The 12,790-nt window shown below is 39.5% G+C and carries 12 protein-coding genes; 5 read left to right on the forward strand and 7 right to left on the reverse strand.

Annotated elements, in window-relative coordinates; all coding sequences use genetic code 11:
* Positions 1-28: 28 nt before the first annotated feature.
* From L647_RS0103385 to cyaY, 7 genes are read right to left on the reverse strand one after another with little or no spacing between them, the layout of a single operon-like run.
* A complete protein-coding gene (locus tag L647_RS0103385; RefSeq protein WP_024609939.1) occupies positions 29-2,719 on the reverse strand; it encodes a CHASE domain-containing protein in 2,691 nt (896 codons plus the stop codon).
* 51 nt (positions 2,720-2,770) lie between these two features.
* Positions 2,771-3,880 (reverse strand): heme biosynthesis HemY N-terminal domain-containing protein, encoded by a 1,110-nt coding sequence (locus tag L647_RS0103390; protein WP_024609940.1) that lies wholly within the window; start codon positions 3,878-3,880, stop codon positions 2,771-2,773.
* Positions 3,877-5,709: a uroporphyrinogen-III synthase gene (locus tag L647_RS0103395; protein ID WP_024609941.1), complete on the reverse strand. Its 1,833-nt coding sequence runs from the start codon at positions 5,707-5,709 to the stop codon at positions 3,877-3,879. The genes L647_RS0103390 and L647_RS0103395 overlap by 4 nt, the downstream gene beginning before the upstream one ends.
* A complete protein-coding gene (hemC, locus tag L647_RS0103400; RefSeq protein WP_024609942.1) occupies positions 5,710-6,648 on the reverse strand; it encodes a hydroxymethylbilane synthase in 939 nt (312 codons plus the stop codon).
* Positions 6,649-6,684: 36 nt separating this feature from the next.
* Entirely contained in the window at positions 6,685-7,731 is a 1,047-nt protein-coding gene (locus L647_RS0103405; protein ID WP_024609943.1) for a DUF2914 domain-containing protein, read from the reverse strand.
* 22 nt (positions 7,732-7,753) lie between these two features.
* Positions 7,754-8,410 carry a dienelactone hydrolase family protein gene (locus L647_RS0103410; protein ID WP_024609944.1) on the reverse strand — a complete coding sequence of 219 codons (657 nt, stop codon included), beginning with the start codon at positions 8,408-8,410 and terminating at the stop codon, positions 7,754-7,756.
* On the reverse strand, positions 8,407-8,730 hold the full coding sequence (gene cyaY / locus L647_RS0103415) for an iron donor protein CyaY (RefSeq protein ID WP_024609945.1): 324 nt from the start codon (positions 8,728-8,730) through the stop codon (positions 8,407-8,409). The genes L647_RS0103410 and cyaY overlap by 4 nt, the downstream gene beginning before the upstream one ends.
* A 157-nt stretch (positions 8,731-8,887) precedes the next feature.
* Between cyaY and L647_RS0103420 the strand changes: the two genes are divergently transcribed.
* The 5 genes from L647_RS0103420 (at position 8,888) to L647_RS0103440 (ending at position 12,780) form a co-directional block, all read left to right on the forward strand.
* Positions 8,888-9,082 (forward strand): lipoprotein, encoded by a 195-nt coding sequence (locus L647_RS0103420; RefSeq protein WP_024609946.1) that lies wholly within the window; start codon positions 8,888-8,890, stop codon positions 9,080-9,082.
* The gene (lysA, locus tag L647_RS0103425; RefSeq protein WP_024609947.1) at positions 9,083-10,336 is read left to right on the forward strand and encodes a diaminopimelate decarboxylase; all 1,254 of its coding nucleotides are present in this window, start codon (positions 9,083-9,085) and stop codon (positions 10,334-10,336) included.
* A 64-nt stretch (positions 10,337-10,400) separates the two neighbouring features.
* Positions 10,401-11,231, forward strand: a complete 831-nt coding sequence (gene dapF, locus L647_RS0103430) for a diaminopimelate epimerase (RefSeq protein ID WP_024609948.1) — start codon at positions 10,401-10,403, stop codon at positions 11,229-11,231.
* A complete protein-coding gene (locus L647_RS0103435) occupies positions 11,228-11,839 on the forward strand; it encodes a DUF484 family protein (protein ID WP_024609949.1) in 612 nt (203 codons plus the stop codon). Before dapF ends, L647_RS0103435 begins: the two co-directional genes overlap by 4 nt.
* On the forward strand, positions 11,836-12,780 hold the full coding sequence (locus L647_RS0103440; RefSeq protein ID WP_024592615.1) for a tyrosine recombinase XerC: 945 nt from the start codon (positions 11,836-11,838) through the stop codon (positions 12,778-12,780). Before L647_RS0103435 ends, L647_RS0103440 begins: the two co-directional genes overlap by 4 nt.
* Positions 12,781-12,790 lie beyond the last annotated feature (10 nt).

Below are 12,790 nucleotides of genomic sequence, written 5' to 3' on the forward strand. Positions count from 1 at the left end.
CTGCTTTTTATGCAAAAAATAATGCAGCTTATTTATGCGATAAATGATGCCATAGTGTTTTAAATAATGTATTTGCATCAATCGGCTTAGTTATATAATTATCCATTCCGCAAGTAGCTGCTTTTTTAACATCATCATCATGCGCATTTGCTGACAAACCAATAATAGGTAAATCAATTAACCCTAGCTCATTACGAATAACTTTAGTGGCTTGTAAGCCATCCATTTTTGGCATCTGAATGTCCATCAAAACAATGTCATAAGTATTTTCAGTCAACTTTTCTATTGCCTCAAAACCATCACTCGCTATATCGGCTATGCAACCTTTGGTTTTTAATATTGCACTAGCAACATGCTGGTTAAGCGGGTTATCTTCAACTAAGAGTAACCGGTAATCAGCAAACGATAAGGTATCGACATCTATTTCATCATATTGTTGCTGTATTTGCTCTGCTTTAGGCAGTGGGGAACTCAATGGTAGGCTAAATGTGAATGTAGAACCCTTTCCCTCATGGCTTGCTAAATCTATAGCGCCTCCCATAAGCTCAACCAATTTTTTACAAATACTTAAACCTAAACCGGTTCCACCATACTGTCGAGAGGTTGAACTATCAGCTTGTGAAAAAGGTTTAAATAATTTTTTTTGTGCAGCTGCATTAATGCCTATCCCTGTATCATTAACACTAAAATAGGTCATTTTTTGTGATTGCCACACTTTAAGAGTAACGTCTCCCTTGGGAGTAAATTTAACTGCATTATTAAGTAAATTTAAGAGCACTTGCTTTAAGCGGATCGGGTCGCTGTAAATTACCAAATTTGTTGTTTTATCATAATCTAATTGAAGGTTTAATGACTTAACATCAGCTTCAAATTGTATCAAATTAGTCATTTCATCAACTAAGTTACCTACATTGATAGGCTCTTGCATTAAATCGAGTTTGCCTGCTTCCATTTTAGAAAAGTCGAGGACATCATTTAACACTCTTAATAACACACCAAGTGCACCATCAGCTTGCTCTATATATGTTCGAGCCTGTTGCCAGTTATTTTGCTGTAACGCTAAATAATGCAGCCCTTTTATTCCATTAATAGGCGTGCGAACTTCGTGGCTCATGTTTGCTAAAAATTGCCCTTTAATATAACTCGCTTCATCTGCTTTTTGTTTTTCTTTACGTAATGTATGTGTTTGCTTAGCTACCTGTTTACGAATTTGTATATTTGTACCAGTAACTGAAATCAAAAATGTAATCAGTAACCACACAAATAACATACCTACAATTTGTGCAAGCCAATACATTAACCAAGGCGTTCTAACTGGTGGTTCATATAACTCGACCTGCCACATACGCTTGCCAATCAACAATTGATATTGCTTAAACAGCATTTGTGAATTATCGGTATCGGCAATATAAATTGGCTGCTTTTTCTCTAGTGTCGTTGTATCAAAAAAGCTAGCTGAAATTAAGTTGTTGTGATCAAATAACAGTGTTTGCGATAAACGTTTAAGACTAACAATTGCTGCCACAAAACCTTGAAAATCATCTTCGGTAGATGACTCGCCAAAAACAGGATATAAAAAGAGTACACCTTTTTCAGATGTATTCTGGACTAAATTAATTGGCTCACTTAGCGCAAGTTCATTAAGTTCTTTCGCTTTACTAAGCGCAGCACCTCTTACTTTACTAGAAGCTAAATCAAACCCTAAAACATCTTCATTACCCTCCAAAGGGTATACATATTTTACAGGGAAGTAATTGCTACGGGCACCTACAGGTTGCCAACCTCCATCAAGTGACTTTTCTTTTATGTAAAAAGGTTTATCAGGGGCTGTATTTTCACGGACTTCAAAATTTGTGCGTTTATTTGCTGGTACATAAGGTATCCATTCAAATGCTAAAATTTCTTGGCTGTAGTCCAGTTGCTTTGAAGTAAACTGTTTAAACTCTCTAAAATTCACGTCATCACTACTAGCAAAGTATGTAGCTAGCAATCCTAAGTGAGCAGTAATTCCGTCAAGCTTTTGGTTTATGGCATTTTGTACAGCAAGTACTTTAGCTTCTTGCTTTTGGCTATCTTTTTCTTTTTTAACGCTGGCAGCACCATAAAAACTAATACTTATAAGTGTATAAATTAATAACGAGGGCAAAATAACCTGCAAACGATGACGCATTTCAGAGTAATTAAATGCAGCGAGTAATAAAGGAGTAAAAATTAATACACCAATGCTATCGCCTATCCACCATGCTATAAAGTTATCAAAGGCGGCGTGTATCGGTATTACATTATTTAATACTAATAAGCTAGTGCCAACACTAGCAGCAATGGTGCAACATATTGGTCCACCAACAATTAAACTTTGTATACTATGTTTTATAGAAGATAAATCGAGCGGTGCTTTTATTACATTAACTATAATTTGCCTACCAACCCAAGCTTGCAAAGTCGCCGCTAACATTACACCAATTGCTTGCAATAACACATTTAACTGTAAAATATCGGCNGCTGCTTTATCAAGGTGAATTAAATTAGTAAATAAGGCACCAATCATAATTCCAGGAAATACTTTTCGACCCCAAATTAAAAAGCTAGCAAGGGCAATACCAGAGGGTGGCCATGAGGCAACTGCATATCCATCGATAGCAAGAAGGTAATTACTAAAATATCCAGTAAAAAAGTAAGCACAAGCCAAGCTAAAGGTTAATAATAAATATTTTTTCAATGCTTGTGCTCCTGAACTACTAAAAATTCTAAGTAGTTATAGTGTAGTTATTTATTGATATAAAACGAGTGCCTTTTCTGCTTGTGCGCTATTTTTATAACTTAATGCAGCCTGTTGGGTAAATTGTTTTTTATTATCCAAATTCAGTGCCTTATCAAACACTCTAGCCGCAAGGTCATAATTTCCTTGAGCATTAGAAAGACAAGCAAGTGCTAACAATAATGCATTATTGTTTTCATCTTTTTTAAGGCGATCTTGAATGCTGATTTGTAACTTAATAGCGTCGGCACTACTTACACCACTTAATATATAAGCAAGCTGCTCATGTTGATCATTATGTTTAACCATTTTAATTAAGTCGCCCTCAATCACAGTTAGCTTACCTGCCGCTGTCATACTCATTAAATAAGCGATATGCGCATAAGCTTGTAGCTTTTTAGGGAGCTGCTTATATTTATTAGTAATTTCTTCAGCCGGCTGCGCTGAAAAATAAGCACTAAAAACGCGAGTCCACTGCTCGCTTGTGAATATTTTTTTGCGTAATAATTTTGGTAAAAAATCTTCCAGAGTACTAAAGTGCTGTTGTTGCACTAACACCTCTGTATAAAGCATTAACTCAAGCGGAGTCGCTTTTTTAGATTCAGCACTTACACGCATTTGCGATTCAATTGCACTGCTATCGCCACTTGCTAACCAAAGTTTCGCGACTTTTAATTGATGCTCTGGGCTTATTTCGAATAAATGTTCAAGCGCTTTATCTGTTTGATTACTAGCAAGCGCTGCTTTGGCAAGTAATGCTAAGCGAATATCTTCAAACTTATCTGGAACGCTATTACCTGATAGAGCCTGCTCTACATGCTCGTAATCATCATTAATGGCGCTCCAAAGTGCTTGCTCAATAGCTGCTTGTTTACGCTCTTGGCTACGTGCAAAAAAGCCATGTTTAGTATTTCGATAAATTGATAATAAATAACGAATTAATTTATATGTTAAATATAGAACAACAGCGGTAATGACTGCCATTATACAAAACGATACTATCGTGCCTTCTATCGTCATATTGTTAAATGAAATAAGTACATAACCTTTTTCATCTAGCACAAATGGAGTAAGCGCTAGTACAACAACAATAACTACTATTAAAATAATTAGCCCTATCATTGCGCCCACTCCTTAACCTTTTTTGTGCTATTTAAGGTTACTTTTGGATTAAAATTAAGCTGCTCTTTTTCGAGTTTAGACAACGCTTTAAGTGCAGTTTTGGTTGCATCATCGTCTTGCTTAAAGTACTCACCAACTAAACGTTTTGCTTCACTTAAGGCGCTAAAGAAAATACTCGCCTGCTTACTCATAAGTGCATCTTGTGCCTGGGTTATATTAAGCTTGATACGTTGATTAATTAAATGGCGCTCTTGATCCGTAAGTAATGGCTCAATAGAAACACCCTCGTGCTGGCGAATAGTAATAAAGCTATCCACAATTTTATTCCAGCTATTACTCAGGTTTTGCTGCCAATCACTCACGTCATCGCTTAAAGCATTTTCATCTATTGCAGAAGCTTCTTCTGGCAAGTTAACCGCATTAAAAACTAAATCATCAACACTACCAAGCACACTGTTTAGCTGTAAATAAATAGCCTCTGTTGCTATAGGTTTGAGGCTATCAAGCGTTTGTATGTCTTGCATAATAGCTTGGCGCACTTCAATGGTTCCTGGGTGTTCGCTAAGTAATGCATCTAAGCGTTTTAAAACAGCACTAGTGCCTTGGTAATCTTTTTCAGCCCATAGTTTAAACTCAGCCATACGCTGCAAGCTAGTTACTTCTTGTGGATTTAAAGACGAGCCTTGCTGCTGCGCCTTTTGCAATGCTGCTTTTAGCTCTTGCTGATTTTGAGCAGTGCTTTCATTAAGTGCTGCAGCAACTTTTTTCTCACTATCCAATAGCGCTTGCTGCAAATTAAACTGCGCCGATTTAAGCGTTTGTAGCTCTTTTTGAAGTTGCTTATTTTGGTCGCTTAACTCATTTACCGCTAAATTTTGTACTTTGCCAGCATTCAGTTTTCGATAAAACTCATAGCCAACACCAGATGCAACTATTAACGAAATAAGAAGCGCAAGTACTGCAACTTTGCTTACCTTTTGTTTGTTATTTTCAGTTGTTTTTTTGGCTTCTACATCATTCTTTTTTAAAGGCACTGCGTTAGACGTTGTAGGATTGGTTTTTTCTGCTTTGATCGGCTTTGACTGTTCGCTCATTTTGCTACCTTGCTGGTTAATGCAGGCAAACATAGCTGTATCGCTAGCTCCTGCTGCAATGTGTATATTAGCCAAACTTACTTTTTGCTGCTGTAAATAGGCGGCTATCCGCTCGCTGGCAACATAAAATTGGCACTGTTGTAACCATTGTAGTTCTAGTTCAGCAACATTTTTGAATATTGCATCAACTGCTGCATTACTTGTTAAGACTATACCCTGTACATTCTGGGTTTGCCAGTGGTCTGTCCAGTCAGCAATTAACTCTTCTGTTGGTTCGCGCTTGTACACCACACAACTATTTAAAAAAGCGCCTCGCTCTTTAAGTGTTTTGGCAATATCGGGGCGTCCTGCTTGACCTTTAACCAATACAATATTGCAGCCATCAACCTGCTCAAGCGATTTAAGTGCAAGTAACCCTTCTGAATCATACCGCTTTGGTACTGCTGCGCGCACACCAAATTGCTCATATATAATGTCTGCTGTTTGCTGTCCAACCGCATAAAACTGCGCTTTGGTATTTATATCTGGTTTTAATTGCGAAAGTGCACTGACTGCATCTTGCGATATAAATATTATTTTATCCGCATTTAACAGCGGGCTAAGTTCAGTGCTGGAGGGTGTTAAATGCGTTATTTTTAATACAGGAAACAAAGACGCCTGATAACCCGCTTGCTCTAATTGCTGTGCAAGGGCTGCGCCTTTTCCTTCGGGCCGAGTTATCAGAATATGTGTCATTTATGCGTCTCTATAAACTTCAGCTAATATTTTGTCTGCGCCTTGAGCTAGTAATTTTTTAGCAAGCTCAATACCTAGTTTTTCTGCGTCATTTACATGACCTGTTACTTCGTCACGTAAAATTTCGCTGCCATCAACGGCACCAACTAAACCACGTAAATGCACCTGCTCGCCATCAACTAACGCATAAGCACCAATAGGTACTTGGCAACCACCTTCTAAATGGCGGTTCATCGAACGTTCTGCATTTACGCGAATACGTGTTTGGGTATGCTCAAGTGGTGCAAGTAATGCTTTCGTTACTTCATCATCAATACGACACTCAATACCTACAGCGCCTTGACCATTTGCTGGTAACGACACTTCTGGCTCAATGTAATCAGCAATACGTTCCTGCATTTCTAAACGAATAAGTCCCGCTGCAGCTAATATAATCGCATCGTATTGACCATCATCTAATTTACCTAAACGCGTATTTACATTACCTCGTAAATCACGAATTTTTAAATCAGGGCGAAGCGCACGTATTTGACACTGACGACGTAAGCTAGAGGTACCCACAATAGCGCCCTGTGGTAACTCGCCTAAATTAGCAAAGTTATTTGATACAAATGCATCGCGCGGATCTTCACGCTCACAAATAGTATACAGCTCTAATCCTTCTGGGAACTCTACTGGCACGTCTTTCATTGAATGCACGGCAATATCTGCTCGACCATCTAGCATAGCTTGCTCTAGCTCTTTAACAAATAAACCTTTACCGCCAATTTTAGCCAATGGCGTATCTAAAATAATATCCCCTTGAGTCGACATTGGGAACAACTCAACACGTACATCAGCATGAAAATGCTCAAGTTGTGCTTTTACAAACTCAGCCTGCCAAAGTGCTAAAGCACTTTTACGAGTTGCGATGCGTACTAATTTTGTTTTTTCTGTCATAGGGATATCCAATTAATTACTACTATTTAACTGTATTTAGTCAGCTAAAATTCTAAATTCTTTTTGGGCAATTAAATTACCTTGCTCATCAACCACATCAACACGCCAATGACCTGTTTGTGAATCCATAATATTTTTTGTTGAATATGTTCTGTAACGTGAAGACGTTACGTTAAGAGCAATTTCAGCCATTGTATTGCCTTCAAAAGACCACACGTGCTTTATTTCTTGCCCTTGTAAATTTTTCAACTCGCTAAAAAACGATAGATCTTCTTCAAACTGACTTAAGCGAATATCTGCTGCAAACACATTAGTTGGCTCTCGTTTACTAACCTTGCGTGTAAGTACTGCTCGGCTTATTTTACCTGTGTCTATTTGTGCGCCAAGTGCTACACTCGCCACTTGCGCCGTTGGCGAAAACCCTTCAGTACCGGTCAACGCGCCATCGTCATTTTCTATCTCTGGCAGCAAGTTAATAGTATCTACTTCATCGACTTCGCTATTATTCAAACTATTTACCGCTGTATTACTTTCATCGGTATTATCTTCAATAATATTTTTATTAATACCGGATTCTACCGCTGCTAATGACTGAGTATTTTCATCTGTAATAAACTCTATATTAGACTCTGCTACTACATTAGTTTGTTCTACTGATACTTCATCATCAATTTGAGAGAAACTCTTTATTTCAGCAGTATCGTTAGAACTACCACTAGTAATACTGTTAAGGTCATCAACAGTATTACTGTTATTTGAATCTTCATTTTGCTGTGCTTGCACAACAAGCATAGGGTCAATACTTGCCTCAGTAATAAGTTGATTTTCAACATTATCACTTAATAATGTATCATCATTTTCTACGCTATTTTTAAAACTTAAAAAGTGTTCCTGCTCATTTGGATGTTCGCCCTGTTCAGCATTAACTGCGCTCGTTAAGCCGTAAATAACAGCAGCGGAGGTCATTAGTACCAACATAGAAATACTCACAATACGACGCCAGTTCCACACGTAACTAACCGTTGGCACGGCATCTTGTGGTTCGCGTTTAACATTTGCTTTAATAACTATTTTTTGACTCATATTAACCTCAGCGGCTCCAAAATTAGCTTAAACGGGCAATTAACCATTGGCGAATAGCTTGTAGTTCTTCTGCACAAACTTGATGAGCCATTGGATACTCTTGCCAGCTTACATCCATGTCATGTGCTGTTAATACTTCAAACGCACTTCTTCCCGCACTGTGCGGCACTACGTTATCTTGACTACCATGAGCCATAAACACATTCAAATCGGTATGCTTTGCTTCATCAGCAAACTTTTGCGGTACACACATATAAGTAGACAGCGCCATAACACCTCCGAGCTTTTGCTCAAAACGTGGTGCTAAATGTAGCGATACAACACCGCCTTGTGAAAACCCAGCTAAAATAATTTTATTTGCAGCAATACCGTTAGCAATTTCTTGGTTGATCAATTCTTCTACCTTTGCAGCAGAATCTCTTACACCTTGTTCATCGGCACGTTTATCTAATTCTATAGATTTAATATCGTACCAAGAACGCATTTCCATGCCGCCATTTATGGTGACCGGTTGCACTGGCGCATGTGGAAAAATAAACCGTATACCAAGTTCGCTTGGTAAATTTAGCTGTGGTGCTACTGGTGCAAAACCATCCCCAGAGTCACCTAAGCCATGTAACCAAATAACCGTTGCTTTGTGCTCACTTTGAGCTGGGTATTCTACAAATTCTAAACTCATAGTGTTGATTGCCACTTAACTTCTTGACCCGCTTGACGTGTAGATGCATCGTTCATAAATTCCCAAAACTCTGCGCCAGAACGGTTATCTATCCATTTATCACCACGTAATTCAAAATGATGACCATTAAATTTAGTCGCAACCCACACTTGATGTAAAGGTGCTTGCTTGTTAATCACTATTTTACTTTTATCAGGAAAAATTATTTCTAAAATACCTTGTGCCGATTCATAGTCTAAATCAGCGTCGCAATCATCAACCTGCTCTTCAATAGTGAACATAAGAGCTTCGGCTAATTGGTGATATTCGTGTTCAGTCATTGTTATTTCCTTTGCAGGCGAGCCGCCTAATATTGGGTACGTTTTAGCTTTAAAAGTGTGCAGCTAGTGTAACAGGAATAAAATCATCCGCGAATAGCTGCATTTTTTAGATATTCTGTTACTCTGCGATTATAAAGCCAGCAACCATATTAATCTAATGAAAGCGACACATACCTTACAATTAAAAAGACTATTAATAAGCACTGTACTGTTAAGCGCCTTAGCTGGCTGCGGACAAAGCGGTCCGTTATATTTACCAGAGCAACAAACAGAACAAAACCAACCTCAAAATACAGCTCAGCCAGTCACTACCGCTGAGCAAGCCAAAACACCGCAAAGTCAGGGGCAATAAATGGATTATTTTAACTACAAAAACAACCAATTATTTGCCGAAGATGTAAGTGTGGCAAGCATAGCACAGCAATACGGCACGCCGTGTTATGTGTACTCGCGTGCTACATTTGAGCGCCATTATTTAGCGTTTGCTAACGCCACTAAAAATCATAAAAGCTTGGTATGTTACGCCGTTAAAGCAAACTCAAATATAGCCGTGCTTAATATATTAGCGCGCCTAGGATCGGGTTTCGATATTGTATCCAAAGGCGAACTCGCACGTGTAATTAAAGCGGGAGGCGATGCTTCTAAAGTGGTTTTTTCGGGCGTGGCTAAAACGTCTGACGAAATAGCTTACGCATTAAAACTGGGCATTAAATGTTTTAACGTTGAATCAGCCTCTGAGCTTGAGCGTATTTCTGAAGTGGCTTGCGAGCTTAACCTAGAAGCGCCTATTTCTATTCGCGTAAACCCCGACATAGATGCAAAAACACATCCGTATATTTCTACTGGTTTAAAAGAAAATAAATTTGGTATTGATATTCAAACTGCCGTGAGTGTTTATCAACAAGCAGCAGCTTTACCTGGCTTAAAAATAATTGGTGTTGATTGCCACATTGGCTCTCAATTAACTGAAGTAAGACCATTTTTAGAAGCCCTTGATAAACTAATGGCGCTTATTGATGAGCTAAAAACTAACGGTATTGAGCTAACTCACTTAGATATTGGTGGCGGTTTAGGCGTGCCATATAACAACGAGCAACCACCGCACCCAAGTGAATATGCAGCGCAAGTTACCGAGCGCTTAGCTAACTATAAACACCTTGAACTAATTTTTGAACCAGGACGCGCTATTGCAGCTAATGCGGGTATTTTAGTTACTCAAGTTGAATTTATTAAACAAAACCAAGGCAAATTTTTTGCCATTGTAGATGCAGGTATGAACGACATGCTTCGCCCTGCGCTTTATCAAGCGTGGCAAAAAATTATTCCGGTATCCGTTCGCGACGACGAAACACCTACTCACAACTTTGATATTGTGGGTCCTGTGTGCGAAACCGGCGACTTTTTAGGAAAAGATCGTGAACTAGCGCTTAAACAAGGCGATTTACTCGCACAACGAAGTGCTGGTGCATATGGCTTTACCATGAGCTCAAACTACAACTCGCGTCCGCGTGTTGCAGAAATAATGGTAGATGGTCAGCAGCATCACCTTATTCGCGAACGCGAAACTATTGAAAGCCTTTATCAAGGTGAGAAAGTTTTACCATAAACGTTTTTGTCTACTAGCTGCTCTGTGGCATGATTAGCACAGAGCAAAACCGAATTAGAGCGCTATGTTAGTTAATTTTTCCAAAATGCACGGCTTAGGCAACGACTTTGTTGTGATTGATAACATTACACAAAATGTTTTTTTGTCGCGAGATCAAATCAAAAAATTGGCAGATCGCCATTTTGGCATTGGCTTTGACCAATTGCTGATGGTTGAAGCGCCATATTCTCCTGATCTCGACTTTCATTATCGAATATTTAATGCCGATGGTACCGAAGTAGAACAATGCGGTAACGGCGCACGCTGTTTTGCCCGCTTTGTACGTATGAAGGGCCTTACTAACAAGCATAAAATTACGGTGTCGACCAAGTCGGGCAACTTAACGCTCTACATAGAAAAAGACGGTCAAGTAACGGTTAACATGGGTCATCCTAATTTTGAGCCAAGTAAAATCCCTTTAAAAGCGAGCAAGCGCGAGCTTACTTATATTATTAGAACGCAAGAACACACTGTATTTAGTGGCGCGGTATCTATGGGTAACCCGCATTGCGTGCTAGAGGTTGACGACGTAACCACCGCGCAAGTTGATATATTGGGTCCATTACTTGAAAACCACGAACGCTTTCCGCAAAAAGCCAACATTGGCTTTATGCAAGTTGTATCGCAAGAACACATTAAATTAAGAGTGTGGGAGCGCGGCGTTAACGAAACCCTAGCCTGTGGCACAGGTGCGTGTGCAGCAATGGTGATTGGTCATATGCAAAATAAGTTATCAACAACCGTTCAAGTAGATTTACCAGGCGGTAGCCTACAAGTACGTTGGAGTGGCGAAGGTCATCCGGTACGCATGACCGGCCCGGCAGAGCACGTGTTCGACGGACAAGTAGCGCTATGAGCGAGCTAAGTAAAGAACAGGTTATTGCTTACTTACAGCAACATCCTGATTTTTTAGTTCAGCACCCAGAGCTACTCGCACAACTTGAGCTGCAACAGCAAGCTCAAGGTGCAACGTCGCTAGTACATATTCAGCAACGCCAATTACGCGAGCACAACACGCTTTTAAAAAGCCAAATAGACGCTATGAGCAAACATGCAACGCAAAACGAGCTTGTATATCGTTTGTTTAGCCAGTGCCATCGCCAGCTTTGGAATCATGACGATTTTGACACTCTTGCAAATAATCTACGCAATATAATTTGCTCAAGTGAAGATGTTAACGACTGCAAATTAGTAAAATACAATCCCGAGTACGACGAGCTTATTGCGCATCGCCTTACCCATTCTGGGCATTATTTAGGGCGTATTAATCAGCAAGAGCGCGAATTATTATTTAGTGAAGATACACAATCTGTCGCGATTTATTTAATTGGTGACACTAAACACCCTATCGCTATTTTGGCGTTTGGTAGCTGTAACGTAAACCATTTTGAGCCCGCTCAAGATAACCTCTTTGTACTCGACTTTATAAACGCATTACACCTGCGGTTGCAAAAACTAGCATGAGTGACGATGCGCCTAATACTACCCAGTTAAGCGACAATTGGCGTACACCCATAACGCTATTTAGCGACTATTTAAAGTTTGAAAAACAATATTCAGCGCACACCGTAAACCAATATGTAAGCCAGCTTGGCTTTGCAGCCCTTTATTTTAGCAAATTATGTGACGACTGGTTTGGCGTGCAAGGCGAGCATATTCGCCGCTACAGCATGGCACTACGCTCAAAACAATTAAGTGGGCGTACTATTAGTTTAAAGCTCAGCTGCATTCGTAGTTTGTATAAGTTTTTAAAAGCAAAAAACATTGCCGAGCAATCGCATTACCATAATCCGGCGGTGGGTATAAAAGGTCCTAAGTTTGCAAAGCCTTTACCTAAAAATCTCGACGTAGATCAAATGGCGCGCTTACTCGAAATACCCGACGACGAGCCTCTCGCAATTAGAGATAAAGCAATGATGGAGCTTATGTATTCATCAGGGCTGCGTATAAGCGAATTAGTTGGCGCTAACATGCAAGATATTAGTGCTGCCAATGGCGAAATTTTAGTGCGTGGTAAAGGCAATAAAGAGCGATTAATTCCGGTGGGTAAAAAAGCGTTAGACGCATTAAAAAAATGGCTCACAATACGTCCTCAGTTTGCAAAGCCCGATGAAATAGCTGTATTTTTAAGTAGCCAAAAAAATCGTATTTCGATTCGCCAAGTGCGCCTGCGTATGCAAGAGTGGGGAATAAAACAAGGCATTAGCTCGCAGGTTCACCCGCATAAGCTGCGCCACTCGTTTGCGTCACATATTTTAGAATCGTCTGGTGATTTACGCGCCGTGCAAGAATTACTAGGGCACAGCAGTTTGTCGGCTACACAAGTGTATACACATTTAGATTTTCAACATTTAGCCAAGGTGTACGACAACACTCACCCTCGCGCAAAAAAACGAACTGATTAGGAAAATAAAT

The sequence above is a fragment of the Pseudoalteromonas sp. TB64 genome, assembly GCF_000498095.1.
In the GTDB taxonomy this organism is placed as follows: Bacteria; Pseudomonadota; Gammaproteobacteria; order Enterobacterales; family Alteromonadaceae; genus Pseudoalteromonas.

What these genes read in the sequence shown, in the direction of transcription:
- L647_RS0103410 (WP_024609944.1), bottom strand. Translation starts at nt 8,410, where the DNA reads ATGAGTTTAGAATTTGTAGAATACCCAGCTCAAAGTGAGCACAAAGCA.
- hemC (WP_024609942.1), bottom strand. Translation starts at nt 6,648, where the DNA reads ATGACAGAAAAAACAAAATTAGTACGCATCGCAACTCGTAAAAGTGCT.
- cyaY (WP_024609945.1), bottom strand. Translation starts at nt 8,730, where the DNA reads ATGACTGAACACGAATATCACCAATTAGCCGAAGCTCTTATGTTCACT.
- dapF (WP_024609948.1), top strand. Translation starts at nt 10,401, where the DNA reads ATGTTAGTTAATTTTTCCAAAATGCACGGCTTAGGCAACGACTTTGTT.
- L647_RS0103435 (WP_024609949.1), top strand. Translation starts at nt 11,228, where the DNA reads ATGAGCGAGCTAAGTAAAGAACAGGTTATTGCTTACTTACAGCAACAT.
- L647_RS0103420 (WP_024609946.1), top strand. Translation starts at nt 8,888, where the DNA reads ATGAAAGCGACACATACCTTACAATTAAAAAGACTATTAATAAGCACT.
- L647_RS0103440 (WP_024592615.1), top strand. Translation starts at nt 11,836, where the DNA reads ATGAGTGACGATGCGCCTAATACTACCCAGTTAAGCGACAATTGGCGT.
- L647_RS0103395 (WP_024609941.1), bottom strand. Translation starts at nt 5,709, where the DNA reads ATGACACATATTCTGATAACTCGGCCCGAAGGAAAAGGCGCAGCCCTT.
- L647_RS0103405 (WP_024609943.1), bottom strand. Translation starts at nt 7,731, where the DNA reads ATGAGTCAAAAAATAGTTATTAAAGCAAATGTTAAACGCGAACCACAA.
- L647_RS0103390 (WP_024609940.1), bottom strand. Translation starts at nt 3,880, where the DNA reads ATGATAGGGCTAATTATTTTAATAGTAGTTATTGTTGTTGTACTAGCG.
- lysA (WP_024609947.1), top strand. Translation starts at nt 9,083, where the DNA reads ATGGATTATTTTAACTACAAAAACAACCAATTATTTGCCGAAGATGTA.